The sequence below is a fragment of the Achromobacter spanius genome (genome assembly GCF_029637605.1).
GTDB classification, from domain to species: domain Bacteria; phylum Pseudomonadota; class Gammaproteobacteria; order Burkholderiales; family Burkholderiaceae_B; genus Achromobacter; species Achromobacter spanius_E.
Genome location: NZ_CP121261.1, coordinates 3846957 through 3870378, shown reverse-complemented (window position 1 = coordinate 3870378; position 23422 = coordinate 3846957). Strand labels below are relative to the sequence as shown.

The following is a 23422-nucleotide window of genomic DNA, read 5'->3' as shown; positions in this document are numbered from 1 at the left end:
CCGGAAGATAGTCATGATTGATCGGCATAGGGGCGCAGCAGGCGCCGTTCCAGCAGCAGCGTGGCCTGATAGCCCAGCCGCCCGATGACGGCGATGGCGGCCAGCGCGGCGAACATCAGGGGCGTGTCCATCATGCCTTGCGCGGCGATGATGACCGCGCCCAGCCCCCGGCTGGCGCCGATGAATTCACCCACCACGGCGCCCACCAGCGCCAGCACCAACGCCACGCGCAGCCCGGCCAGGATGCCCGGCAGGCCGGCGGGCAGCTTCAGGCGCAACAAGGTCTGTGTGCGCGTAGCGCCCAGCATGCGGAACAGTTGCAGCCGGTTCGGGTCGACCTGCCGCAGGGCGGTCAGGGTGTTTTCCATCAAGGGAAAGAAGCAGATCAGCGCGGTCATGACCACGGTGGGCGCCATGCCGAAGCCGAACCACACCACGAACAGCGGTGCGAGCGCCAGCTTGGGGACAACCTGGCTGACGATGACATAGGGCTTGAGCACGCGGTCCAGCAAGGCGGATTCCGCCAGCGCCACGCCGATGCCCAGCCCCGCCGCGCCGCCGATCGCCAGGCCCAGCAGCATCTCGGCAAGCGTTGCGCCGATGTGGGGCCAGAGGTAGCCGGTGGCAAGACTGGTCCACAACGTCTTCGCCACGGCCGAGGGGGCGGGCAGCACCAGTGCCGATATCCCCACCTGCCGCACGGTGATTTCCCAGGCGGCCAGCAGCAGTACCAGCAGCGCCAGGGCAAGCAGGCGGGGCTTGATGGTGGCGTGGGGGGCGGCTTTAGCAGCGGCCTCAACATCGGCTTTATTGGCGGCTTGGGCTGCCGCTTTGGTGGCGGTCGGCTTCATCGGCGCGCCTCGTTCATGAATTCAAATACCTGCGCGCAGGTCGCATTGAACGCCGCGCCATGGCGCATGGCCTGCGTGCGCGGCGCGGGCAGGTCCACCGGCAGGTCGGCCAGCATGCCGCCCTGGTGCATTACCGCGACACGGTCGCCCAGGTACACCGCTTCGCTGATGTCGTGGGTGACGAACAGCACGGTGGTATTGCGCAGGCGGCACATGCGCAGCAGGTCGTCTTGCAGCTCGCCGCGCGTGATGGCGTCCAGCGCGGCAAAAGGTTCGTCCAGCAACAGCAAGGCCGGCTCAAGAATCAAGGCCCGCGCCAGCGCGACGCGGCTTTGTTGGCCACCGGATAGTTGGCGAGGATAGTGTTGTGCATGGTCGGACAGCCCCAGCATGGCCAGCAAGCCGTGCGCGCGTTCCAGGTCTTCCGGCAGTGGCCGGCGTTGCAGTGACACGGGCAGCAGCACGTTGTCGATCACGCGTTGCCATTCCAGCAGCGTGGGCGCTTGAAAGACGTATCCCAGTTGCGGGCCGGGCGCGGCGGGCGTGCCGTCTTGCAGCACGACGCGGCCGGACTGCGGCGTGAGCAGGCCGGCGGCCAGTTTCAGCAGCGTCGTCTTGCCGCAGCCGCTGCGACCAACCAGGCAATGAAAGCCGCCGGCTTGCAGGCGCCAGTCGATGCCGTTCACGATGGGCGCGCGGCCGGGGTAGGTGTAGACCACCCCTTCGATGTGAAGAAAGGGCAGGGACGGGTCCGCAATCATGGTTCGTACGACGCGTAGGGGTCGGCGGCGGCTTCGGCGGATTGCTCGATTTCGGTCATGCGAACCAGGTCCAGCAGGTTGAAGCGGCCGTCGTGATGCCAGCCGGCTTCGGGCACGCTCATCGCGCCGATAGCGCTGATGCGGGTGACGCCCGCCGCGCCCAGTTGGTCGGCCAGGCGGTAGAGTTCTTCGGGCGAGGCCGCCACGCCCGCCGTTTGCAGATAGCGGCTGTGCGCGGCTACCAGCGGTGCCACGTCATCCAGCGTGTCGATGCCGGCCACCACGATGCTGCGTTGCAGGGCCGTGGGCGCAAGCGGCGCGGCGGCATCGGTGTATGAGACGCTCCAGGCTGCGTCGGGGGCGCCGATCAGTGTGTTGGCGCCGTCGGCCGGCAACTGCCATTCGATGGCCTGCCGCCACTTGGCAACCGCGGCGGATTCGGCCAGATCCAGGGCGCGGCGCGGGAAGCGGCGTTGCAGATTGTTCAGCTCGCCCGCCAGATATCCGGCAAAGTCGCGCGGCGATACGGGGCCGCCGCGCTGCACGTAGAAAACCTGCGGCGAGTAACAGCCTTGCTGGTCGTAACGCATTACATCCCAGGCCGCGCGGCGCGCCAAAGCGGGCGCCTTCTGCGCATCCAGCGCCGCCGCGCTGACCACGCCAAAGCCCAGCTTGTGGCCATGCGCCAGAAAGCGTGTGGTGACGGGCAGGCGTTGCTGAATGGCGTGCAGCGCGTCGTTGCCGCCGTAAGCCACCACTGTATCCGCCTGCGCATAGAGCGCGGCGGCGTCTTCATCACCCGCGCCGCGCCACCAGACCACGGCCAGGCAGTCGGCCAGCGGCGGGTGCACCTCGGCCAGCAGGCGCGCGAACCAGCCGGCAAACAGCGGCTCGGCGCTGGGCAGCTTGCCGATATTGCCCGCCTTCACCAGCAGCCCGCAGATCAGGCTCCACAACGCCAGCGCGGGCACGTTGCCCGCCCAGCTATGCACCAGCAATTGCGGGCCATGGGCGCGCACCGCGCCGCCTTTCGGCGCAGGCTGAAAGCCGTCCAGCACCTTGGGGTTGGCGAAGTCCTCGGCCACAAAGCGGTGCAGTTGCGGCGCGCGGAACGTCTTGAAAAAGCCGGTGAGGCCCAGCCGCACCATCTGCGCGTCGTAGCCGCTGATAATCGGCAGCAGCGCGTCGGCTTGTTGCCGGTATGGGTCGTTGGGATCCAGCAGACGAGCGATGGCGCGGTCGATGACGTCGATGATTTCCGACACCGTCATCGTCTTCAGATGCCGCGCGCTGGCCTGTTGGACGCGCTGGGCCAGCACCTGCATCTGCGGGGCGGTCAGCACCGGCACGGCGACGTCGACGCGCCGTCCGTCCTGCTCGAAGGGCAGCGTCTGCCATTGGACGTCGGCCGAAGCCAGCCCCGGCAGATAGCCCGCTTCGACCCGTTGCACGTTCATGGCCGCGTCGACTGAATGAATTCTTCGACCGCCAGCGAGCAGCCCTTGGCCTGTGCGCCCTCGGCGCGGCCCAGCAAGAGAAAGCCGCCGTTGGCGGGTTCGCCCACGTCTTCGGTGAGGATGGTGCTGACGGAATTGAAGTTGCCCAGGTCGCAGTGCGCCAGGATGCCGCGTTCGCCAGCCGGCACCGTGCGCCCCGTGGCCGGGTCCACCAGGCGCGAGCGAATCCAGTGCGGCCCCGATTTCACGGAAGGAACGCTGGCGTTGCCGTCGTCATAGAACTGCGTGCTGAGTTCGGTCATGCCGTACATGTTGATGCACAGCGCGCGCGGCACGCCCAGCAGGTCGGACAGTTCTGAATAGAACGTGTCCAGCGGCAATTCGCGCGACTGGCCCTTGTAGCCGCCGGTGTCCAGGATCCGGCTGCCCGGCGGCAGGCGGAACGTTCGGCCTGCCTTGCGCAGCGCGTCGATCACATGCACGAAGCTGAAGCTGGCGCCCAGCAGGGCGTAGGGCTCGCCATCGCGCTCGGCGGCTTCCAGGCGGTGCCACAAGCCGTCAAGATCAATGCCCTGCGGCGACATGAAGTAGCGGCTGTCGTCGGTGCCAAACGCGGTCTTGGCCAGCGCCAGATAATGCGCCAGCGACGAATTCGGCATGGCCGCTTCGTCCGGGAACAAGATGCCCATGGGCAAGCGCGGCGTGCCCCGCATGACGCGGGCGGCGAAGTTGCGCGTCATGGACAGGTCGTAGACGTCCAGGTGCGGATGAAAGTGGCGCCCACGCATATCGGCGCGTGTCGTGCCGCTGGTCATGAAGACGCGCTCGCCGGGGCGGGGCGGCTCACAGCGCAGTTCCATCGCCTTGAAGGCGTCGATGGGCACGGCGGGAATGTCGCTCCAGGTCTTCACATTGCGCACCGTGGCGCCCCGGCGCTGGCAGAAGCTGCGGTAGGGGGCGTTGGCACCGTACTGATACGCAAACAGCCGCAGCGCAAGTTGATCAAACTGCGCGTCGGTGCAGCCGTCCTGGGCAATGAATTCGAGGAGTTCCGCGACGGGCGGGGCGGCGTTGTTCATGGGCGTTCGTTGATTCCAATACAGGGAAGCTCCGAAGCCCGCCCGCACAAGCGGCGCAAAGGCGCGGCAGGGCGAATGCTCTTCTTACGCCGGCATGAACCGGGTCAAGTTCGCGGGTTTGATTCTCAGCACTGGCGTGCACCCCGGAGCAGAGGCAATGTTAACCCGCTCTAGGGTTCGTCGCTTAGGTCGAATCCGGACGATATAGACGGTTTTTGCTCGCTTGCGCGAGCAGTTGTTGAGTGGCGGCTACGAGCGACTGGCCAAAGGTCGTGAGCGGTACACGGACCAAGGCAAGCGCCTCCACCCATACCGCCAGCCGCTCAAAATCGTGAACTATCTGCTCAGAGGGTAGTATTTGCTCATTAATGAGCAGATACTGGGCAGATACTACTGTCCTGAGCAGATACTGAGCAGATAACCATGAGCAAAGTGACCCCGAAATCAGTCCTGGATGCTATCCGGCACTTGGCTGCGGCCGGGCAGCAGGAGGTCTCCTCCACCGACATCATCTTTGCGACGCAAGGCAGCTCGGCCACCGTGCGGCGACATCTCGATGCGCTGTGCGCTGGTGGGCAACTCACACGCAGCGGCCAAGCGCGGGCAACCCGCTATCGGCTAACGGACGCAGCGGCTACCGAAAAACCGGCCGTCACCGAGCTGCCGCCCGAACTTGAGGTCCGCCTGCATCCGACTTGGTCGGCTGCCGCGGTTGAGTTGAACAAGAAACTCGACGTGCCCCTCGCCGCGCGCGACCCGGTGACGTACCGGCGCGAGTTTGTCGATAGCTACGTGCCCAACGAGAGCTGGTTGGTGCCGAAATCCTTGGCTGAAGAGTTGTATCGCTCAGGGAGCATGAAAGAGCAACTGCCGGCCGGAACCTACGCCCGCGAGGTACTGGAGCAACTGCTTATTGACTTATCCTGGTCGTCCTCTCGATTGGAGGGCAACCCCTACACCATGCTGGCTACCGAGGAACTGTTCAAGAAAGGGACTGCCGGCGATGATGCGAACGCGGTGATGCTGCTTAATCACAAAGCAGCTATCGAGTTCCTTGTGGAAGCGGTTCCGCTTCAGGGCCTCTCGACCGCGGTCGTCAGAAATCTGCACGCAGTGCTCATGCAGGACCTGCTTGCTGACAGTAACGGGCTTGGGGCTATCCGACAGAAAGTGGTCAACATCAGCGACACCGTCTATGTGCCCACCCAGGTGCCGGCAATTCTCGAAGAAATGTTGGAGGCCATCTTGCACAAGGCCAGGCACATCAAGAATCCGGTCGAGGCAGCCTTCTTCCTCTGGGTCAACCTGGCATACCTGCAGCCGTTTGAGGATGGCAACAAGCGCACCGGCCGGCTGGCAGCGAACATTCCGCTGATGCTTTACAACTGCTCGCCGCTCTCGTTCCTGGACGTCGACCCGCACGATTACGCGCGCGCGATGCTGGGTGTGTACGAGTTCCTGGATGTTGCGCTCGCGGTGGAGCTGTTTGCCTGGACGTACCGTCGCTCGCAGAAGAAGTATGCCGTGGTGATGGAATCGCGGGGCAAACCGAACCCGCTGCGACTGCGTTACCGCGAGAGCCTGAATGACGCCATCGGCTTGGTGGTTCGGGACAGAAGGTCCGTGCAGGCCGCTGTTGAAGCGCTCGGCCTCACTGAGAGCGCGGCGCCTGGCTTTCAGGCAATGCTGCTGGATGACCTGAAGAAGTTGGAGGTATTCAACTACGCGCGCTACCGGCTCACGCTGAGCGTGACGCAAGCCTGGATTGACGACGGCCGGCCGCAGTAAGCACGAGATTTTAGAAAACTGACAGCCAAACGCAAAAAGCCCCGCCAAGGCGGGGCTCAATGCTTGAATCTTTTGGTGGCCTGGGGCGGAATCGAACCACCGACACAAGGATTTTCAATCCTCTGCTCTACCGACTGAGCTACCAGGCCAACACGTACACGGTGCAAAAAGCCCAGCGCGGCGGCTGGGCTCTTTTTGGGACTTGATATTGCTACCGCAATCCCAATAATTCTTTTGGTGGCCTGGGGCGGAATCGAACCACCGACACAAGGATTTTCAATCCTCTGCTCTACCGACTGAGCTACCAGGCCAACGAAGTCCGCAACTATACACAATTTTTTTGGCCCACGCCAGCAAGGCGGGGCCAGATCGCCAACTATTTTTCCGCCCCGGTTTGCGCCCTGACTGTTGGGTGAATGGCACGAATAGGTGCGACGCAGCGTCGCGGCCGGGGGCGGAACTGCGCTGGGGATAACCCGCAGGGGTATAATCTTTCAGTTATTTCGTGGCAGTCTTTTACGCATCCTCCATGTCGGTAGCTGTCCTTGCCTTCGGTCTGAACCACACGTCCGCGCCGGTTTCGGTTCGCGAGCGCGTGTCCATGCCCGTCGATCTGGTCAAGCCCGCGCTGGAAGGCCTGCGTTCGGCATTCGGTGGTTCCGTTCGCGAAGCCGCCATCCTGTCCACCTGTAACCGCACCGAAATCTATTGCGCAGCCGACGGCCACGTTGCCGATCAACTGCCCGCCTGGCTGGCTGAACACAACCGCCTGGACGCCGGCACGCTGCGCCCACACCTGTACCGCCATCATCAAGACGACGCCGTGCGTCACGCTTTCCGCGTGGCCAGCGGGCTGGATTCCATGGTGCTGGGTGAAACCCAGATCGTCGGTCAGATGAAAGACGCCGTGCGCGCCGCCGGCGAAGCCGGGTCGCTGGGCACCTTGCTGCACCAGATGTTCCAGCGCACGTTCTCGGTGGCCAAGGAAGTGCGGTCGCAAACCGCCATCGGCGCGCAGTCGGTGTCCATGGCTGCCGCCGCCGTCCGCCTGGCCGAGCGCGTGTTCGGCAACCTGGATCAGGCCCGCACGCTGTTCATCGGCGCGGGCGAAATGATTGAACTGTGCGCCACCCACTTTGCGGCGCAACGCCCGCGCAGCATGGTCGTGGCCAACCGCACGGCCGAGCGCGCCGAGATCCTGGCCAACCGTTTTTCGGCCAGCACCATGAAGCTGTCCGACCTGACCGAGCGCCTGTCGGAATTCGACGTCATCGTGTCCTGTACGGCAAGCTCCCTGCCCATCCTCGGTCTGGGGATGGTGGAACGGGCCACGCGCCTGCGCCGCCACCGCCCCATGGTCATGATCGACCTGGCCGTGCCGCGCGACATCGAACCCGAAGTCGGCCGCCTGGACGACGTCTACCTGTATTCGGTGGATGACCTGGGCCGCCTGGTGCAGACCGGCACCGACGCGCGCCGCGCTGCCGTGGTGCAGGCCGAAGCCATTATCGAAACCCGCGTCCAGGGCTTCATGCACTGGATGCAGTCCCGCGAAGTGGTGCCCGTCATCCGCGACCTGCACCAGGCCGCCGAAGACGTCCGCGCCGCTGAACTTGAGCGCGCCCGCCGCCTGCTGGCGCGCGGCGAATCGCCCGAAGCCGTGTTGGAACAACTGGCGCACGGGCTGACACAAAAATATCTGCACGGCCCGCTGGCTGCGTTGAACCGCAGCGAAGGCGACGACCGCAAGCAACTGCTTGCCTGGATGCCGCGCCTGTTCCCCGGCCGCGACTCCCGCCGTTAGCGAATCTGCCCCACGTCCCGCCTCCTGGCGGGCGTTCGTCTTTGTGGGCGCCCGCTATTCCTGTTTTCTCTTTGGTCATTCCCCATGAAATCTTCCATGCGCAGCCGGCTGGAGCATCTGTGTAACCGCCTGATCGAGGTGGACGCATTGCTCGCTCAACCGGAAACCGCGTCCGATATGGACCGTTTCCGCAAACTCTCACGCGAACGCGCCGAGCTGGAACCCGTTGTGGAGGCTTTCACCGCTTTTGCCCGCACCGAGGAAGACCTGGCGACGGCACAGGAAATGCTGTCCGATCCGGACATGAAATCCATGGCCGAAGACGAGATCAAGTCGGGCCGCGTCAAGCTGGAAAGCCTGGAAAGCGCGCTGCAATTGCTGCTGCTGCCGCGCGACCCCAATGACGGGCGCAGCGTGTTCCTGGAAATCCGCGCGGGCACGGGCGGCGACGAAAGCGCGCTGTTCTCGGGTGACCTGCTGCGCATGTACACGCGCTACGCGGAAACACGCGGCTGGCGCGTCGAGCTGATGTCGGAAAGCGCCTCGGAACTGGGCGGCTACAAGGAAGTGATCGCGCGTATCGACGGCGACGGCGCCTATGGCCGCTTGAAGTTCGAGTCCGGCGCGCACCGCGTGCAGCGCGTGCCCGCCACCGAAGCGCAGGGGCGCATCCACACGTCGGCCTGCACCGTGGCCGTCATGGCCGAAGCCGACGAGATGTCGGAAATCGTCATCAACGCCAATGACCTGCGCATCGACACGTTCCGTGCCAGCGGCGCGGGCGGCCAGCACATCAACAAGACCGATTCCGCCGTGCGCATCACGCACTTGCCGACGGGGTTGGTGGTGGAATGCCAGGACGACCGGTCCCAGCACCGCAACAAGGACAAGGCCATGCAGGTGCTGGCCGCGCGTTTGAAAGACAAGGAAACGCGCGAACGGCAAAGCAAGGAAGCGGCCGAGCGCAAGAGCCTGATCGGCACGGGCGACCGCTCCGAGCGCATCCGCACCTATAACTTCCCGCAGGGCCGTGTGACGGATCACCGCATCAACCTGACGCTGTACAAATTGCAGCAGATCATGGAAGGCGACCTGGAAGAGCTGACCGGCGCGCTGATCGCCGAGCATCAGGCCGAGCAGTTGGCGGCGCTGGGCGACGACATCTAAGGCGACGCCATGACGACGCCCCAGCTGAAAAGCCTGCTGCTGGATACGCGCCTGCCGCGCCTGGAAGTGCGCATGCTGCTTGAACACGTGCTGCAAAAGCCGCGCGCCTGGCTGCTGGCGCACGACACCGACCCGCTTGCGCCCGACGTGGCGGCGGCGTTCGAGGCCTTGCTGGCGCGCCGCCTGGCCGGCGAACCCATGGCGTATCTGCTGGGCCATCGCGAGTTCATGGGCCACCGCTTTCGCGTGACGCCTGACGTGCTGATACCGCGTCCCGACACCGAAGTGCTGGTGGAAACCGCGCTGGAATGCGTGGCGGGTATCGCGGGGCCGGCCGTGCTGGACCTGGGTACCGGCAGTGGCGCCATCGCGATTTCGATCGCCCTGGCGCGCCGCGACGCGCGCGTGATGGCGTCCGACGTCAGTGCTGCCGCGCTGAAAGTGGCGGCGGCCAACGCCTGGGATCTGACCGCGTCGGTGCGTTTCGTGGAAGGCAGCTGGTTCGACGCCGTGCCCGCGGGCGAAGGCTTTGATCTGATCGTGTCCAATCCGCCCTATGTCGCTAATAACGATCCGCATCTGGATCAGGGCGACCTGCGTTTCGAACCGCGCGGCGCGCTGACTGATGGCGCGAGCGGACTGGAAGACCTGGGCCGCATCGTGGCTGGCGCCGGCCCGCACCTGAAGCCGGGCGCGCAGTTATGGATGGAACATGGCTGGGACCAGGCGCAGGCGGTACGCGGCTTGCTGGCGGATGCGGGCTTCGAATCGGTGCACAGCCGGCACGACCTGGCGGGCATTGAAAGAATTTCCGGCGGGCGCTGGCCGGCCGGGGGGCGTTGACCGTCCCGGTTGTTACAGATTTTCAGGGCGGGAAACCCGCGAAAAGCCCGCCCGGGTCGCCCGGCGCGGGGGGTAGGTATCCGGCGAGGTTTACGGGTATTTACGGCCGTTTTTTCCGCTGTACCTATAATTGGCGTATTCCGTTATGCCTGTCCAAGAGACCACCATGAGCGACGTTCAAGAATTCATCCGCGAAACCGTGACCCAGCACCCCGTCGTGCTGTTCATGAAGGGCACCGCCCAATTCCCGCAATGCGGCTTTTCCGGCAAGGCCATCCAGATCCTCAAGGGCTGTGGCGTGAAGAAGCTGGTTACCGTCAACGTGCTGGAAGACGACGAAGTCCGCCAGGGCATCAAGGAATTCTCCAGCTGGCCCACCATCCCGCAGCTCTACGTGGCGGGCGAATTCATCGGCGGCTCGGACATCATGAACGAGATGAATGAATCCGGCGAACTGAAGACGCTGCTGGAGCAATCCGGCGCCACGGCTTAAGCCGCCCATGCGGCGACTTGTCATCGGCATCACGGGCGCCACCGGCGCGCTCTACGCGGTGCGCATGCTGCAAGCCTTGCGTGGCGTGGACGATGTTGAGACGCACCTGGTGGTGTCGGCCTCGGGCGTGTTGAACATCAAGCACGAGCTTGATGTCAGCCGCCACGATATCTATGCGCTGGCCGACCACGTGCATTCGGTGCGCGATGTGGGCGCCACACTGGCCAGCGGTGCGTTTCAGACGGCGGGCATGGTGATCGTGCCGTGTTCGATGCGCACCTTGGCGGCCGTGGCGCATGGCCTGTCAGATAACCTCATCACGCGGGCCGCCGACGTTACCTTGAAGGAACGCCGGCGCCTGGTGCTGATGGTGCGCGAAACGCCCTTCAATCTGGCGCACTTGCGCAACATGACCGCCGTGACCGAAATGGGCGGCATCGTGTTTCCGCCGCTGCCGGCGTTCTATCACCGCCCGGCAAGCATTGAAGAAATGGTGGACCACACCGTGGCGCGCGTGCTGGAGCTTTTCGACATCGTCGTGCCCGGCCCGCACTGGGAAGGCATGAAGTAAGCAGTCCCTTGCCAGTTACCTGACGCCTGATGCCGTCCGCGTCAGGCGTACTTGCCTGTCAGCCCGCCATCCACCACCAGTTCCGTGCCGGTGATGTAGGACGCATCGTCCGACGCCAGGAAGGCCACAGCCTTCGCCACTTCCCAGGGCGTGCCCATGCGGCCCATCGGCACCTGTTTGTCGCGCGCGGCCAGCGCCGCCTGTAGGTCGTTGGGGTCGAACATGCGCGCCACGTTTTGCGCCACGCGCGGCGTGTCGATCAGGCCGGGGATGACGGTGTTCACGCGGATGCCGTCGCCCGCGTATTGCTGCGCCGCCATGCGCGCAAAATGAATCACCGCGGCCTTGCTGACGCTATAGGCCAGATGCGGATAGCCGGTATAGCGGATGCCCGCAATGGACGACACCGTGACGATGGCCCCGCCGCCTTGCTGGCGCATCAGCGGCGCCAGGATGCGCGTGGCGATCAGCAGGCTGGTCACGTTCACTTGCTGGATGCGGTTCCAGTCATCCAACGAAATATCCTCCGGCCCGCCCACCTTGCCGATGCCCGCATTGGCTTGCAGGATGTCGATGCGCCCGTAGCGGCGCAGCGCGGCGTCCACCGCGGCCTGCATGGCGTCCGGGTCGGCCACGTCCGCTTGCACGGCCAAGGCGCTGCCGCCCGCCAGTTCGACCTGGTGCGCGGCGTCTTCGGCGGCGGCAAGATCCACGTCCAGCGCCACCACCGCCGCGCCTTCGCGCGCCAGCGTCACGCAGCTTGCGCGGCCGATGCTCCAGCCGGCGGCCGACGCGCCGGCGCCGGCCACCAAGGCGATCTTGCCCGCCAGGCGCCCGTTGCCAGAGGCCGTTGTGGCGGCGGGGGCGCTAGCCGGGGTGGCCGCATTGGCCGTGGCGGTCACGCCGAGCCCTCGCCGTCCTGCTGATGCGTCTTGCCCTTGCCCACATAGGGAATGGCGTGGTCGATGGTTTCCCAGATGTAGCGGCCCGACGGGCTCTGCTGTTCTTCCGCCACGTGCGACACCAGGCCGGCCGCGCGTGAAATGACGGCGAAGCCGCGCATCAGGTCGGTGGGGACGCCGATCTCGCTCAGCAGCGCCGCCACCGCGCCCGTGGCGTTGATGGTGATGTGCTTGCCATAGGTCTCGTCCACCGCTGTCCCCAGCAGGCGCAGCGCCCGCAGCGATGCGCCGTCCAGGTCCGGCTCGGCTTCAGCCAGCGCCAGCAGCTTGATCGAACGCGGGTCGTCGGGCTTGTGCAGATGGTGGCCAAAGCCGGGCAGGGCGCGGCGCTGCTCGCGGAACTCGCGTGCGATGGCTAGCGCTTCGGCCCGGCCATCCGCCGCCTGCTTGATGCGGTCCAGCAGGCGCGAGCAGTTTTCCATGGTGCCTACAAACTGGCTGCCCACCGCCATCAGCCCGGAGGCGACCGCGCCTTGCAGGTTCTCGGGCGCGCTCATGTAGATCAGGCGCGTGGCAATGGCGCTGGGCGTCATGCCGTGTTCCATCAAGGTCACCAGCACGGCGTCGACGATGCGCATGTCCACGGGGCGCGCATCACGCCCCAGGATCTGCATGATCATGACTTCGGTAAACGTCTTCTTGCCGATCAGGTCTTCAACCAGGTCTACATCCCGGTACGACATGCCGGTCAGGTGGTGGGCACAAAGACGGGTTTCAGGGGTGGTGCTCATGGTGTTTCCTTTTGCGCGGCGTCGCGCACGGCGTTCTTCAACACCTTGCCCACGCTGGAGCGTGGCAGGCTGTCGTGGAAATGGAATTGTTTGGGGGTGGCGACCGGGCCCAGCAGCGCGCGCACATGGGCTTTGAGCGCATCGGCGTCGGCTTGCGCGCCAGGTTGTAGTTGGACGGCGGCGTGAACGGCCTCGCCCCATTTGTCGTCGGGCAGGCCGAACACCGAGCATTCGTACACCGAGGGGTGCGCCGACAGCGCGTTCTCGACGTCCACGGGATACACGTTGAAGCCGCCGGTGATGATGACGTCGCGCAAGCGGTCTTTCAGGAACAGGAAGCCGCGCGCATCGATCAGGCCGGTATCGCCCGTGTGCAGCCAACCGTCGACCACCGTTTCCGCCGTCTTCTCGGGCAGGCGCCAGTAGCCGGTCATGGTCAGGTCGCCCTGCACCACCACTTCACCGATCTCGCCTCGGGGCAGCAGCGCGCCGTCGGCGCCCATGATGGCCACGTCCGACAACCAGGTTACCCGGCCGACCGAGGCGCGGTTCTCGGGCGTTTCCAGGTCGGCGGGGCGCAGCACCGTGACGATCTGCGGTGCTTCGGTCTGGCCGTAGGTAGTGCCCATCACGGGGCCGAAGAAGTCGCGCGCCTGGTCGATTTTTTCAGGCGGCATGGGCGCGCCGCCGTAGATCAGGTTGCGCAGGCGAGGGAAGTCGGCGCGCGACACACCTGGCTGCGCCATGATCATGTAGATCAGCGTGGGCGGCATGAAGCTCAGCGTGCCGCCTCGTTCGCGAAACGCCGCCGTGATGCTGGCCGGCGTCACGCTGTCCAGCAGCAGATGCGCGCCGCCACGCGCCAGGATGGGCAGCAGATAGGTGCCTGTGCCGTGCGTGATGGGCGCGGACACCACGTAGCGGTCTTCGTGGGTCAGTTCCCAACTGGCGATTTGGTTGATGATGCCCGCGTTCCACGCGCGGTACGGCTGCATCACGCCCTTGGGCAGCCCGGTCGTGCCGCCCGTGAACTTGATGGCCTGGGTGGCATCGCGTGACAAGTCGTGGCGCACGGGCTCGCGTCCGGCATAACGCTTGAGCAGTGCGCCCGCCGCCAGTTCTTCGGCGCTGTCTTCCAGATGGATGCGGGCGCCATCCGATGCGCGCGCCAGCGGCGCCCCGACGCCGTCGACGATGACGATCGACGGCGCCGTGGCGTCCAGGATGCGACCGATCTCACGCTCGGTGCTGCGGTAGTTGAGCGGTACCCAGACCTTGCCGCTGGCCATCACCGCCAGCAAGGCAAGAATGTGCCGAGCGGAATTGCCCGCGCAGATGGCCACACGGGTTTGCGGGGCCGGGTCCAGCTCTTGCAAGGCGGCCGCCAGAGCGCGTGTGTCGGCCGCGAGTTCGGCGTAGGTCACGACGCCATCGGGGCCGTCCAGGGCCACGCGCTGCGGATACTGCTCGGCAGCGCGAAAGAAAAAATCGATCGGGTACACCCTGTGCTCCTTGAAACCTAGTTGGCCTTGATGTTGGCGCGCTTGACCACGGCGCCCCATTTGTCGATTTCGCTGGCGATCTTCTTGCTGAAAGTCTGCGGGGTATTCGGCGGTTGCGGCGCGTAGAAGCCCGACTGCTTGTAGGACGCCTGCACCGCCGCGCTGGCCAGCGCCTTGTTCAAGGCCTCGTTCAAGCGCTTGACGACAGCGTCGGGCGTGCCGGCGGGCGCCATCAGGCCGAACCACGATTCCACGTCAAAGCCCGCCAAACCGGATTCGGCCAGCGTGGGCACATCGGGGGTGGCGTCCAGCCGCTTGGGTGACGTGACCCCCAGCGCGCGCAGCTTGCCGGCCTGCACATGCGGCAGCGACGACGGCAGGTTGTCGAACATGGAATCCACTTGTCCGCCCAGCAGATCGGCCACGGCCGGACCGCTGCCGCGATACGGCACGTGCAGGATGTCGGTGCTGGTTTCCATCTTGAAGAGCTCGCACGACAGGTGAATGGACGAGCCGCTGCCGGACGAGGCGCAGGTCAGCTTGCCCGGATTCGCCTTGGCGTAGGCGATGTATTCCTGCACCGTCTTGATCGGCACCTTGGGGTTGACGACAAGAATGTTGGGAATGGTGGCGACCAGCCCGACCGGCTTGAAGTCTTTGACGAAGTCGTAGTTGAGCTTGCTGTACAGCGAGCGATTGATGGTGTTGGCGATGGAGCCCATGTACAGCGTGTAGCCGTCGGCCGTGGCGCGTGACACGATTTCCGCGCCGATGTTGCTGTTGGCGCCCGTCTTGTTTTCGACGACGAAGCTTTGCCCAAGCTCTTCGGTCAGCGACTTGGCCATCAAGCGCGCGACGATGTCGGTGGCGCCGCCGGCGGCGTAGCCCACCACGATGGTCACGGGTCGGTCGGGATAGGGCGCGGCCGCAAGCGAAGCGCCATTGACGGCTAGCGTGCCGCTCAGGGCGGCCGCGATGGCGGCCAGCCTCCTGGTGATTGTCTTCATTGTTGTCTCCGTCCTGTTTGTCTAGTATTTGGACAGATCTTTGTCTGCCCGTTTTCATATTGGGCTTAGTCAAGGGCGTCATCAACGCAGCGTGTCCAAAATATGAACAAACGTGATTCGGAAGAGACTGGCCCGCGCATCCTGCGCCGTGGGTTGCGGGTGTTGGGGGTGTTGCGGCAGGCGGGGGCGGGGGGCATGCATGTGGCCGATATCGCGCGCGCGGCGGGTATGCAGCGGTCTACCGTCTACCGTTACCTGGATGTGCTGATGGAAGAGGGCTACGCGCTGCGCGAGCCAAATGCGCCGCGCTGGCGGATGGCGGAACTGGGCGTGATGATGGCGGACGACCCCCACGCGCAGGCGGTGCGGCGGTTGCGCCCGATACTGCGCCAGATCAGCGATGTAACGGGCGACTCGGCCTTCCTGATTTGCCGCGCGGCCAACGATTCGCTGTGCCTGCACCGCGAGGTCGGCAACTACGCCGTGCAGGTGCTGGCGGTAACGGTGGGCCACCGCCAGCCCTTGGGCGTGGGGGCGGCGGGGCTGGCGCTACTGGCCGCCTTGCCGCCAGGCGAAGCCGATGATGTGGTGACGCAAAACGCGCAAGCGCTGAGCGCCTATGGCGGCATGACCGCCGCGCACATGCGGCGCCTGGTGGAAAACACGCGGGGCCGGGGATGGTCGGTGGTGGGCAACGCCGCCGTGCCCGGTGTGCTGGGCGTGGGCGTGGCGCTGTGCGATGCCAGCGGCTATCCGCGTCTGGCGGTCAGCGTGTCCAGCGTGATCGACCGCATGCAGGCCACGCGCCAGCGCAGCATTGCCGAGCTGATCCGCACGCACCTGGCGCAGGATGAAGCTCGGCTGTAGCGCGGCGCGCGGGGGTATCAGGCGGCCGCGGCCGACGGGGGCGCGCGATACGTTTTCTGGTAATGCACCGTGAACGTCTTGAAGGCGTCCAGCGCCTTGTGCGGGTCGTGGCCGGGCTTGACCAGGAAGCTGTTGAAGCCGACGCGGGCCTGGTAGTGGATGGTGTCGATCATCACGTCACCTACCGCGCGTAGTTCGCCGGCCCATTGGTATTGCGTGCGCAGCAATTGCGCCAGCGAATAGCCACGGCCATCTGTGTAGTTGGGAAAGTCCACGGCGATGAAGGCGATGCCGGCGGGGTTCAGGGTGCCGTCGGCATCAAGCAGGTCGCGCAGGTCAGCGTCGGGTTCCAGCAGCACGGCCACGGGATGCTGGTGGCGGCGCAAGGTGGCGCGCGAGGTCTTCCAGATGGACAGCGGCACGACCCAGCCGGGTTCGTCCGTGGGCACCTGGCCTTCGGCGGCCACTTCGGGTTCGGGCACGAAAGGGCGAGACGTATCGGCTTGCAGGCGGCCGTCAAGAATCAGGTGGGGGCCGGGGGCGTCGTGGGCGTAGAGGTCAGACATGGGCGGGCTCGGCGCTTTGTGCGGGTTTGGCGAAGGCGGGATCGGCGTAGACGTCCTGCTTGAAGGGGTCGATGCCAACGCGGTCCACCACGTCGATGAAGCGCTCGGTTTCACTGTCGCGCAGGCCCAGGTAGGTGCGGATCAGGCGGTCGACCACGCCGGGCACCTGGTCGCGCGCGAACGAGGGGCCGATGATGCGGCCCACGGCGGCGCCGCCGCCACGGGTGGATTCCAGGTCGGGCAGGGGCTTGGCCGCGCCGTTCTGGCGGCCACCCAGCGTCACTTGATACCACTCTTCGCCGGCCTTATCGACACCCAGGATGCCGATGTGCCCCACGTGGTGGTGGCCACAGGAGTTGATGCAGCCCGAGATGTTCAGGTCCAGTTCGCCGATTTCGAACAGGTAGTCCAGGTCGTCGAATTGGCGTTGGATGGCTTCGGCCACGGGGATGGACACGGCGTTGGCCAGCGCGCAGAAGTCGCCGCCCGGACAGGCGATGATGTTGGTCAGCAGGCCGACGTTGGGCGTGGCCAGGTTCAGCGCTTCCAGCTTCTGCCAAAGCTCGTGCAGACGGGCGCGGCGCACGTCGGCCAGGATCAGGTTCTGCTCGTGCGAGACGCGCAGTTCGCCGAAACCGTAGGCGTCGGCCAGGTCGGCCACCGCGTCCATCTGGTCGGCGGTGATGTCGCCGGGCGGCACGCCGGTGGGCTTGAGCGAAACGGTGACGGCGGTGTAGCCCGTGACCTTGTGCGCGTGCACGTTGGTGCGCAGCCAGCGCGCAAAGCGCTTGTCGCCAGCGGCCAGGGCGTCGGTGTTGTCGGTGTCTTGCGCGGCGGCGTCATCGTATTGCGGCCACACGAAGCGGGCCTTGATGCCGTCGACGAATTCCTGGGTGATGGTGTCGGGGCCGTCTTTGATCAGCTGCCACTGTTCATCGACCTGCTGGGCATAGACTTCGGGCGTCAGGTCCTTGACCAGGATCTTGATGCGCGCCTTGTACTTGTTGTCGCGGCGGCCGTGCAGGTTGTAGACCCGCAGCGCGGCTTGCAGATAGGTCAGCAGATGCTGCCATTCCACGAAGGGGTTGATCAGCTTGCCGACGATGGGCGTGCGGCCCATGCCGCCGCCGACCCACACGCGAAAGCCCAGCTTGCCTTCGCGTTCAACGGCTTGCAGGCCGATATCGTGCACGCCCACGGCCGCGCGGTCTTGCACGGCACCGCTGACGGCGATCTTGAATTTGCGCGGCAGGAAAGCGAATTCGGGGTGCAGCGTGGACCACTGGCGAATGATTTCGCACCAGACGAGCGGATCGACGAGTTCATCGGGCGCGACGCCGGCGAAGTGGTCGGTGGTGGTGTTGCGGATGCAGTTGCCGCTGGTCTGGATGGCATGCATCTGGACGGTGGCGAGTTCCGCCAGGATGTCCGGCACGTCTTCCAGCTTGGGCCAGTTGAACTGGATGTTCTGGCGGGTGCTGAAGTGGCCGTAGCCGCGATCCCACTTGCGCGCGATGTGCGCCAGCGTGCGCAGTTGGCGCGACGCCAGCATGCCGTACGGAATGGCCACGCGCAGCATGGGCGCGTGGCGCTGGATGTACAGGCCGTTCTGCAAGCGCAGAACGCGGAATTCATCTTCGGTAAGCTGGCCGTCGAGGAAGCGGCGCGTCTGATCGGCAAACTGCGCCACACGTTGCTCGACAAGCTGCTGGTCGACGGGGTCATACACGTACATGTCTACTGCCCTTGTAGTCTTCTCGGTTCGAGCCTTTTTGCGCCCGGCGCGGGGCGGCGGAAAAGGGGATTCATAACCGTAACAGGCAGCAGATATCAGCGTCTAAGTCATTATGGTAATAAGAAAATAAGGCGGCGATCCGCCTGGTCAGCGCGATTAGGTCACTTGCAAGAACCCCAACGCCAACCGCGCGAAACCCATCAAACGCCGGTGAACACACGGCAATTCCCGCCATGGCACCAACACCGTTCGATGGGTTGCGCGCGTTTGGCGTTGGGGTTCTTTTGTCGGCCCTCCCGCGCTTCACCCATCCTACGATCAGCGATTGGCGCTACGCTGCGCCGATTCCGCGCACGATGTGGTCCAGCAGCTCTCTTGCCGCGGGGGAAATGTGGCGGCCGGCGCGGCTCAGGACGTGCAGGCTGCCTTGGTTCAGGATCGGGTTGGCCAGCGGCAGGCTGGCCAGGCGTTGGGCGCGCATGTCGGCGGTGACGGCGATGGGCGGGGTCAGTGCATACCCGATGCCCGCCGCCGCGAACTGCCACAACGCCTTGAAGGACGACGTCGTCAGCACATTGCGCAGCCGCACCTGTTCGCTGATTTCGGCGGCCTGGATGTGCTGCCGCACGCCGAACCCTTCCTGCATCGACGCGCCGGGATAATCGGCCAGGTCCGTCAACAGCAGCGGCCGGCCCAGAAGCGTCAGCGGGTGATCTTGCTGCACGATGGCGCGGATGGGCTCAGGGCGCGAATAGTGCGTGCGCAGGCGCGCGTCGTTGGGCGGCTGGAACACCAGCCCGATGTAAGCGCGGTCGTCCACGATGCGCTGCACGATTTCCGACGTGCGCGCCACGTCGATGTCCAACGTCACCTCGGGGTGGCTGCGCCAATAGCCGGGCAGGACGCGGTCGAACATCAGCTCGACGAAGCCTTCACCCAGCACCAGGTCGATATGGCCGCGTTCGGCGTTGCGCAGGCTGTCGATCTCGGAAAAGAAGCTTTCCTGGATGTTCTGCTGGCGCTTTACATAGCGCGCCAGGATGTGGCCGGCGTCGGTGGGGACGACCCCGCGCCCTCGGCGTTCGAACAGCGCCATGCCGCAGTCGCGCTCCAGTGCGGCGATGGCGCGGCTGACGGCGGACGGGTCCATGTCCAGCACCTCGGCGGCGCCGCGCACTGAACCGCGGCTCATGACCTGCATGAAATAGTGGGTGCGGCGGGCGTCGAGTTTTTCATCCATGGCGGGCTCTTGAAGGCGGGCGACTGGCGGGGTGGGTGCGGCGGCAGATCCACAGTAGGAGATGAGGGTTTACCCGTATTTGCTGGAATGCCGTGCAAAATTTTCCCAGGAAAAGGCCGTGTGTTGCATTTTACGCAACGCTTATGCCCGCGCGCTGTCATGGTTGCCGATCGGACCCGCGGGCGAAAATCGCGCCTGCTGTTCGCGCACGCCGCCGAGTGCCCGGATCGCCGGCCGCCGGATCGCCGGCCGCCGGATCGCCGACCGCCGGCCGCCGGATCGCCGGCCGCCGGCCGCCGGATCGCCGACCGCCGGCCGCCGGATCGCCGGACCGACGAAAACATACTCACGTTCATCAGGGGAATTTGATGTCTTACGCCAGCGCCAGTCTGGCCGCGCCTTCCATGTCGCTATCCGCCCGCGTTCGAATGCTTGCCGCCATCTTGTTGGTGGTGGTCATTTCCGAAGCGATCGGCAGCGTCACGTTTTCGGTGGGCCCGGGCAAGATCGTTCTGCAACCGATGCTTTGGGCCATCTTCATTGGCGCCATCGTGGCGGCTTTTGGCCAGCGGCTGCCCGTGGGCAGCGCCATCGACAAAGCCATGCAGACCCGCATCAGCGGCTATCTGCAATACGCCTTGCTGCCGTTCCTGGCCAAGCTGGGCCTGATGGTGGGCGGCGCGCTGCCGCAGGTGCGCGAAGCCGGCTGGGCGCTGGTGTTTCAGGAATTCGGCCACTTCTTCGGCACCATGGCCATCGGCCTGCCGTTGGCGCTGTTGCTGGGCATCAAGCGTGAAGCCATCGGCGCCACGTTCTCGGTGGGCCGCGAGCCCAGCCTGGCCATCATTGGCGAGCGTTACGGCATGAATTCACCGGAAGGTCGTGGCGTGATGGCCGAGTACATCACGGGCACCGTGATCGGTGCGCTGTTCGTGGCGCTGATGGCGGGCTTCATCACCAGCCTGAATATTTTTGATCCGCGATCGCTGGCCATGGGCGCAGGCGTCGGTTCGGGCAGCATGATGGCCGCCGGCGTGGGCGCCATCGCGTCTCAGCAGACGCCCGAAATGGCGCACCAGGTAGCCGCGCTGGCCGCCGCCGCCAACTTGCTGACGACGGTGGTGGGCGTGTACTTCACGCTGTTCATTTCGCTGCCGACCACCATCTTCCTGTACGGCAAGCTGGAACCCGTGCTGGGCCGCTTTTCGCGCGGCAAGTCCGATGAAGCCGTGGTCGACAACAGTGTGTCGGAAGACGTGCCGGCGCATAACTCCAAATTGGGCTTTGGTGACCGCCTGACCGCCTATGTCATCTGCGGCCTGTTTGCGCTGGTGGGTAACCGCCTGGGCTACAACGTGCCGTTCATGGACGCGCTGCCGGGCATGGGCATCATCATCCTGCTGGTGGTGTTGACCGATCTGATCCTGCGTGTGGTGCCCAAGCTGCCGGCCGTGTTCGTGCTGTCGCTGATTGCCATGACCGCGGGCTGCCCCGGCGTGCTGCCGTACTCGGACCAGATCATCGCGCTGGTCGGCAAGGTGAACTTCCTGCCGTTCACCACCGTGATCCTGGCCATGGCCGGGCTGTCGATCCTGAAGGATCTGCCCGCCTTCCGCAAGCTGGGCTGGAAGATCGTGGTGGTGTCCTTGGCCGCCAATGCCGGCACCTTCATGGGCGCCACGATGATCGCGGAATTCTTCCACTGATCTGACCGCGCTGAATAGCGAAAGGCCGCCTGATTGATACTCAGGCGGCCTTTTTAATATGGCGCGTCGTGGGCTGAGCGCGGTACAGCGCTCAGGAAGTGGCGGGTGCAAACCCGGGACGATAACGTGCGTTGTCCGTGGCGTTTTCGGTGGCGCCGATGTTGGCCACCGCCGGCACTGCCACCGACGCCGCCTTCATGGCCACGGCGGTTTGCAGTTCCTGCACCTGCGGGTTGGCCATCGCAACGCGATACGCCTGCAAGGGCATCAGGCCTTCGATGGTGCCCAGGTCGTTCGCGTTGCCGGCGCGCTGGGCCACCGGATCGGGTTGGGCGGCGTACGCGTCAAGGGCGCGGCGCAGGCGCGAGTCCGCGTATTGATCGCGAAAGATATCCAGCTTGGGCAGCGCGTCGGCCGCCGCCAGGGTGGCCGCGTCGGCGCGGGCGTGTATGGTTTGTGACGGAGATTCGGTGGCGTTGGCCGCTTTGGCGGAATCAGCCGCTTCAGCTGTTTCACGTACGCGGGCAACGCGCCGGGCTTCCCACGCGGCTTGCGCCTGCGCGCTGCGCTGGGCCTCGCGCGTGGCAGCTGTCTGGGCCAGGCGTTCGGCTTCCCAACTGGGGCGGGTGTCGTCTACCCGCGCGATATGCGCCGAGTAGGGCGCGGCAACGCGGGCAACGGGGGAGATCGCAGTGACGTTCATCCTTGCTCCCTGTGCGAGTCGACAAGAACCAGAGGTTTGGTTCTGCCGGGGGCTGACAAGTTCAATATTTGGCGTCAGAACTTCCTGCGTCAAAATTTACCGCGTTGCGGGCGCGGCGTCGTGTCAGCCCGTCGCACTAGGCGTCAAGGCGTAACCGTGTCAGGTCGGGGGCAGGGTTGCCTGCATCGACGGGCGTGCGTTGAAGGTTTTGAACCATGCGGCAACGCCGGGGTGGGTGCTGCGCCAGTCGTAGCTGGCGAAACGGAAGTCCAGGTAGCCCAAGGCGCAGCCGATGGTGATGGTGCCGATATCCACTCGGCCTTCCAGGCTGGCCACGTTCTTTTCCAGTTGCGCCAGCGCATCGTGCGCCTTGCTCATCTGGCCGTCGACCCAATCGGACCAGCGCAAGGCTTCCGGGCGCAGGGCGGTTTCATAGCGAGCCAGCAGCGCCGCGTCCATGACGCCATCGCCCAAGGCCTGATCAGCCAGCGCCTGCCAGCGCGCGCGGCCGTTCGCGGGGAACAGCGTGCCGCCGCCCAGGTCGTTCAGGTATTCGCAGATGACGCGGCTGTCGTACAGCACCTGGCCGTCGTCCGTGATCAAGGTGGGCACCTTGCCCAGCGGGTTGCTGGGGATGATGGTCTTGTCGCGGGCGACGGGGCCAGCGGCGCTGGGCAGTTTTTCAATGCGTTCTGTCAGGTTCAGTTCGTGGGCAATGACCATGCATTTGCGCACGAAGGGTGAAGCCGGCGAGAAAAACAATTTCATAGCGGTCCTTGTCGGTTGCGTAGCGTCTTTGAACAAAGCGAAAAGCAGCCGCAAGCGTACCGGATATGCGCCTTATTCGGTGACGCCGGTTTCCAGGCAAGGGTTGAATTCACCCGTTGCCGGATCGCGCAGGAACAGCACGCCGGTGGCCACGCCGAAGTAGGTGCCGTGCAATTCCAGTTCGCCCTTTTCCACGCGGCGGCGGATGGACGGGAAGGTCATCAAGTTGTTCAGGCTGTGCTCGACGACGGCCAGTTCCAGGCGCTTGAGCTTGGTCTGGCGGTCGCCCGATCCGGGGCCCAGGCGCTCGGCCATCGGTTCGATCTGCGACATCCACTTGCCGATGAAGTCGCCCTTGGACAGCGGCTTGGCATCGTCGAAGAAAGAACGGATGCCGCCGCAAGAGGCGTGACCCAGCACGACGATGTGCTTTACGTTCAGGCCGTTGACCGCGAACTCGATGGCGGCGCTGGTGCCGTGGTAGGACGATTCGGAATCCGGCTCACAGGGCGGAACCAGGTTGGCAACGTTGCGCACCACGAACATCTCGCCCGGGCCGGCATCAAAGATCACTTCCGGCGACACGCGCGAATCGCAGCAGCCAATAAGCAGGATTTCCGGGCTTTGCCCCAGTTCGGCAAGTTTTTGATAGCGGCTGCTTTCCGAATGGAAACGGCCGTCCAGGAATGATTGATAGCCTTCGGTGAGTCTTTTGGGGAACATGGTGGTGGCTTCCTAGTATCTAGGCCAGGCTTGCTGGCACGCCGACAGACGCAATAAGGGGCTTCGTTTGGAAGCCCCTGTTATCGAGTCGGCAAGCG

The 23422-nt window shown here is 65.2% G+C and carries 22 protein-coding genes, 2 tRNA genes and 1 riboswitch; of the genes, 8 read left to right on the top strand and 16 right to left on the bottom strand.

Annotated elements, in window-relative coordinates; all coding sequences use genetic code 11:
* Positions 1-11: 11 nt before the first annotated feature.
* From P8T11_RS17260 to P8T11_RS17245, 4 genes are read right to left on the bottom strand one after another with little or no spacing between them, the layout of a single operon-like run.
* Entirely contained in the window at positions 12-851 is an 840-nt protein-coding gene (locus P8T11_RS17260) for an ABC transporter permease (RefSeq protein WP_268080825.1), read from the bottom strand.
* On the bottom strand, positions 848-1612 hold the full coding sequence (locus P8T11_RS17255) for an ABC transporter ATP-binding protein (RefSeq protein WP_268080826.1): 765 nt from the start codon (positions 1610-1612) through the stop codon (positions 848-850). Before P8T11_RS17255 ends, P8T11_RS17260 begins: the two co-directional genes overlap by 4 nt.
* The gene (locus tag P8T11_RS17250; RefSeq protein WP_268080827.1) at positions 1609-3069 is read right to left on the bottom strand and encodes an acyl-CoA reductase; all 1461 of its coding nucleotides are present in this window, start codon (positions 3067-3069) and stop codon (positions 1609-1611) included. Before P8T11_RS17250 ends, P8T11_RS17255 begins: the two co-directional genes overlap by 4 nt.
* Positions 3066-4148, bottom strand: coding sequence for a long-chain fatty acid--CoA ligase (locus tag P8T11_RS17245; protein ID WP_268080828.1), 1083 nt, complete (start codon positions 4146-4148; stop codon positions 3066-3068). The genes P8T11_RS17250 and P8T11_RS17245 overlap by 4 nt, the downstream gene beginning before the upstream one ends.
* Before the next feature lie 64 nt (positions 4149-4212).
* A riboswitch (TPP riboswitch) is annotated at positions 4213-4304 on the bottom strand.
* A gap of 267 nt (positions 4305-4571) precedes the next feature.
* Here P8T11_RS17245 and P8T11_RS17240 point away from each other — a divergent pair.
* On the top strand, positions 4572-5936 hold the full coding sequence (locus tag P8T11_RS17240) for a Fic family protein (protein WP_268080829.1): 1365 nt from the start codon (positions 4572-4574) through the stop codon (positions 5934-5936).
* A gap of 73 nt (positions 5937-6009) precedes the next feature.
* Here P8T11_RS17240 and P8T11_RS17235 read toward each other — a convergent pair.
* Both P8T11_RS17235 and P8T11_RS17230 read right to left on the bottom strand, forming a co-directional pair.
* Positions 6010-6085 (bottom strand) — tRNA-Phe (locus P8T11_RS17235).
* An 86-nt stretch (positions 6086-6171) separates the two neighbouring features.
* Positions 6172-6247: transfer RNA gene (locus P8T11_RS17230), tRNA-Phe, on the bottom strand.
* Positions 6248-6465: 218 nt separating this feature from the next.
* Here P8T11_RS17230 and hemA point away from each other — a divergent pair.
* The 5 genes from hemA to P8T11_RS17205 all read left to right on the top strand — a co-directional run bounded on the left by hemA (position 6466) and on the right by P8T11_RS17205 (position 10814).
* The gene (gene hemA, locus P8T11_RS17225) at positions 6466-7740 is read left to right on the top strand and encodes a glutamyl-tRNA reductase (RefSeq protein ID WP_006216078.1); all 1275 of its coding nucleotides are present in this window, start codon (positions 6466-6468) and stop codon (positions 7738-7740) included.
* An 84-nt stretch (positions 7741-7824) separates the two neighbouring features.
* Complete coding sequence (gene prfA, locus P8T11_RS17220; RefSeq protein WP_268080830.1) at positions 7825-8907, top strand: peptide chain release factor 1; 1083 nt, start codon at positions 7825-7827, stop codon at positions 8905-8907.
* Positions 8908-8916: 9 nt separating this feature from the next.
* Positions 8917-9750: a peptide chain release factor N(5)-glutamine methyltransferase gene (gene prmC, locus P8T11_RS17215; RefSeq protein WP_268080831.1), complete on the top strand. Its 834-nt coding sequence runs from the start codon at positions 8917-8919 to the stop codon at positions 9748-9750.
* Between the two features lie 166 nt (positions 9751-9916).
* Positions 9917-10243, top strand: coding sequence for a Grx4 family monothiol glutaredoxin (gene grxD, locus P8T11_RS17210; protein WP_006227137.1), 327 nt, complete (start codon positions 9917-9919; stop codon positions 10241-10243).
* Between the two features lie 7 nt (positions 10244-10250).
* Positions 10251-10814 (top strand): UbiX family flavin prenyltransferase, encoded by a 564-nt coding sequence (locus P8T11_RS17205; RefSeq protein ID WP_006227138.1) that lies wholly within the window; start codon positions 10251-10253, stop codon positions 10812-10814.
* A 41-nt stretch (positions 10815-10855) separates the two neighbouring features.
* Here P8T11_RS17205 and P8T11_RS17200 read toward each other — a convergent pair whose 3' ends face one another.
* The 4 genes from P8T11_RS17200 to P8T11_RS17185 all read right to left on the bottom strand — a co-directional run bounded on the left by P8T11_RS17200 (position 10856) and on the right by P8T11_RS17185 (position 15016).
* Entirely contained in the window at positions 10856-11644 is a 789-nt protein-coding gene (locus tag P8T11_RS17200; protein ID WP_268082334.1) for an SDR family NAD(P)-dependent oxidoreductase, read from the bottom strand.
* A 68-nt stretch (positions 11645-11712) separates the two neighbouring features.
* Positions 11713-12507 (bottom strand): citryl-CoA lyase, encoded by a 795-nt coding sequence (locus P8T11_RS17195; protein WP_268080832.1) that lies wholly within the window; start codon positions 12505-12507, stop codon positions 11713-11715.
* Complete coding sequence (locus P8T11_RS17190; RefSeq protein ID WP_268080833.1) at positions 12504-14009, bottom strand: class I adenylate-forming enzyme family protein; 1506 nt, start codon at positions 14007-14009, stop codon at positions 12504-12506. Before P8T11_RS17190 ends, P8T11_RS17195 begins: the two co-directional genes overlap by 4 nt.
* Before the next feature lie 17 nt (positions 14010-14026).
* On the bottom strand, positions 14027-15016 hold the full coding sequence (locus tag P8T11_RS17185) for a Bug family tripartite tricarboxylate transporter substrate binding protein (RefSeq protein ID WP_268080834.1): 990 nt from the start codon (positions 15014-15016) through the stop codon (positions 14027-14029).
* Positions 15017-15118: 102 nt separating this feature from the next.
* Here P8T11_RS17185 and P8T11_RS17180 point away from each other — a divergent pair, with 102 nt between their 5' ends.
* Positions 15119-15883, top strand: coding sequence for an IclR family transcriptional regulator (locus P8T11_RS17180; protein ID WP_268080835.1), 765 nt, complete (start codon positions 15119-15121; stop codon positions 15881-15883).
* 17 nt (positions 15884-15900) lie between these two features.
* On the opposite strand, the gene P8T11_RS17175 is transcribed toward P8T11_RS17180, so the two are convergent.
* The 3 genes from P8T11_RS17175 to P8T11_RS17165 all read right to left on the bottom strand — a co-directional run bounded on the left by P8T11_RS17175 (position 15901) and on the right by P8T11_RS17165 (position 19424).
* On the bottom strand, positions 15901-16449 hold the full coding sequence (locus P8T11_RS17175) for a DUF934 domain-containing protein (protein WP_230695596.1): 549 nt from the start codon (positions 16447-16449) through the stop codon (positions 15901-15903).
* Positions 16442-18184 carry a nitrite/sulfite reductase gene (locus P8T11_RS17170; protein WP_268080836.1) on the bottom strand — a complete coding sequence of 581 codons (1743 nt, stop codon included), beginning with the start codon at positions 18182-18184 and terminating at the stop codon, positions 16442-16444. The genes P8T11_RS17175 and P8T11_RS17170 overlap by 8 nt, the downstream gene beginning before the upstream one ends.
* A 331-nt stretch (positions 18185-18515) precedes the next feature.
* Positions 18516-19424 carry a LysR family transcriptional regulator gene (locus P8T11_RS17165; RefSeq protein ID WP_268080837.1) on the bottom strand — a complete coding sequence of 303 codons (909 nt, stop codon included), beginning with the start codon at positions 19422-19424 and terminating at the stop codon, positions 18516-18518.
* A gap of 368 nt (positions 19425-19792) precedes the next feature.
* On the opposite strand from P8T11_RS17165, the gene P8T11_RS17160 reads away from it, so the two are divergent.
* Positions 19793-21130, top strand: coding sequence for a DUF3100 domain-containing protein (locus P8T11_RS17160; RefSeq protein ID WP_268080838.1), 1338 nt, complete (start codon positions 19793-19795; stop codon positions 21128-21130).
* A gap of 91 nt (positions 21131-21221) precedes the next feature.
* Here P8T11_RS17160 and P8T11_RS17155 read toward each other — a convergent pair whose 3' ends face one another.
* The 3 genes from P8T11_RS17155 to P8T11_RS17145 all read right to left on the bottom strand — a co-directional run bounded on the left by P8T11_RS17155 (position 21222) and on the right by P8T11_RS17145 (position 23324).
* Complete coding sequence (locus P8T11_RS17155; RefSeq protein ID WP_268080839.1) at positions 21222-21833, bottom strand: hypothetical protein; 612 nt, start codon at positions 21831-21833, stop codon at positions 21222-21224.
* A 159-nt stretch (positions 21834-21992) separates the two neighbouring features.
* Positions 21993-22601 carry a glutathione S-transferase gene (locus tag P8T11_RS17150; protein ID WP_268080840.1) on the bottom strand — a complete coding sequence of 203 codons (609 nt, stop codon included), beginning with the start codon at positions 22599-22601 and terminating at the stop codon, positions 21993-21995.
* A gap of 72 nt (positions 22602-22673) precedes the next feature.
* Positions 22674-23324 (bottom strand): carbonic anhydrase, encoded by a 651-nt coding sequence (locus tag P8T11_RS17145; protein ID WP_268080841.1) that lies wholly within the window; start codon positions 23322-23324, stop codon positions 22674-22676.
* Between the last annotated feature and the right edge of the window lie 98 nt (positions 23325-23422).

Coding starts and splice junctions, on each gene's coding strand:
- P8T11_RS17260 (WP_268080825.1), bottom strand. CDS start 851: ATGAAGCCGACCGCCACCAAAGCGGCAGCCCAAGCCGCCAATAAAGCC.
- P8T11_RS17255 (WP_268080826.1), bottom strand. CDS start 1,612: ATGATTGCGGACCCGTCCCTGCCCTTTCTTCACATCGAAGGGGTGGTC.
- P8T11_RS17250 (WP_268080827.1), bottom strand. CDS start 3,069: ATGAACGTGCAACGGGTCGAAGCGGGCTATCTGCCGGGGCTGGCTTCG.
- P8T11_RS17245 (WP_268080828.1), bottom strand. CDS start 4,148: ATGAACAACGCCGCCCCGCCCGTCGCGGAACTCCTCGAATTCATTGCC.
- P8T11_RS17240 (WP_268080829.1), top strand. CDS start 4,572: ATGAGCAAAGTGACCCCGAAATCAGTCCTGGATGCTATCCGGCACTTG.
- hemA (WP_006216078.1), top strand. CDS start 6,466: ATGTCGGTAGCTGTCCTTGCCTTCGGTCTGAACCACACGTCCGCGCCG.
- prfA (WP_268080830.1), top strand. CDS start 7,825: ATGAAATCTTCCATGCGCAGCCGGCTGGAGCATCTGTGTAACCGCCTG.
- prmC (WP_268080831.1), top strand. CDS start 8,917: ATGACGACGCCCCAGCTGAAAAGCCTGCTGCTGGATACGCGCCTGCCG.
- grxD (WP_006227137.1), top strand. CDS start 9,917: ATGAGCGACGTTCAAGAATTCATCCGCGAAACCGTGACCCAGCACCCC.
- P8T11_RS17205 (WP_006227138.1), top strand. CDS start 10,251: ATGCGGCGACTTGTCATCGGCATCACGGGCGCCACCGGCGCGCTCTAC.
- P8T11_RS17195 (WP_268080832.1), bottom strand. CDS start 12,507: ATGAGCACCACCCCTGAAACCCGTCTTTGTGCCCACCACCTGACCGGC.
- P8T11_RS17185 (WP_268080834.1), bottom strand. CDS start 15,016: ATGAAGACAATCACCAGGAGGCTGGCCGCCATCGCGGCCGCCCTGAGC.
- P8T11_RS17180 (WP_268080835.1), top strand. CDS start 15,119: ATGAACAAACGTGATTCGGAAGAGACTGGCCCGCGCATCCTGCGCCGT.
- P8T11_RS17175 (WP_230695596.1), bottom strand. CDS start 16,449: ATGTCTGACCTCTACGCCCACGACGCCCCCGGCCCCCACCTGATTCTT.
- P8T11_RS17170 (WP_268080836.1), bottom strand. CDS start 18,184: ATGTACGTGTATGACCCCGTCGACCAGCAGCTTGTCGAGCAACGTGTG.
- P8T11_RS17165 (WP_268080837.1), bottom strand. CDS start 19,424: ATGGATGAAAAACTCGACGCCCGCCGCACCCACTATTTCATGCAGGTC.
- P8T11_RS17160 (WP_268080838.1), top strand. CDS start 19,793: ATGTCTTACGCCAGCGCCAGTCTGGCCGCGCCTTCCATGTCGCTATCC.
- P8T11_RS17155 (WP_268080839.1), bottom strand. CDS start 21,833: ATGAACGTCACTGCGATCTCCCCCGTTGCCCGCGTTGCCGCGCCCTAC.
- P8T11_RS17150 (WP_268080840.1), bottom strand. CDS start 22,601: ATGAAATTGTTTTTCTCGCCGGCTTCACCCTTCGTGCGCAAATGCATG.
- P8T11_RS17145 (WP_268080841.1), bottom strand. CDS start 23,324: ATGTTCCCCAAAAGACTCACCGAAGGCTATCAATCATTCCTGGACGGC.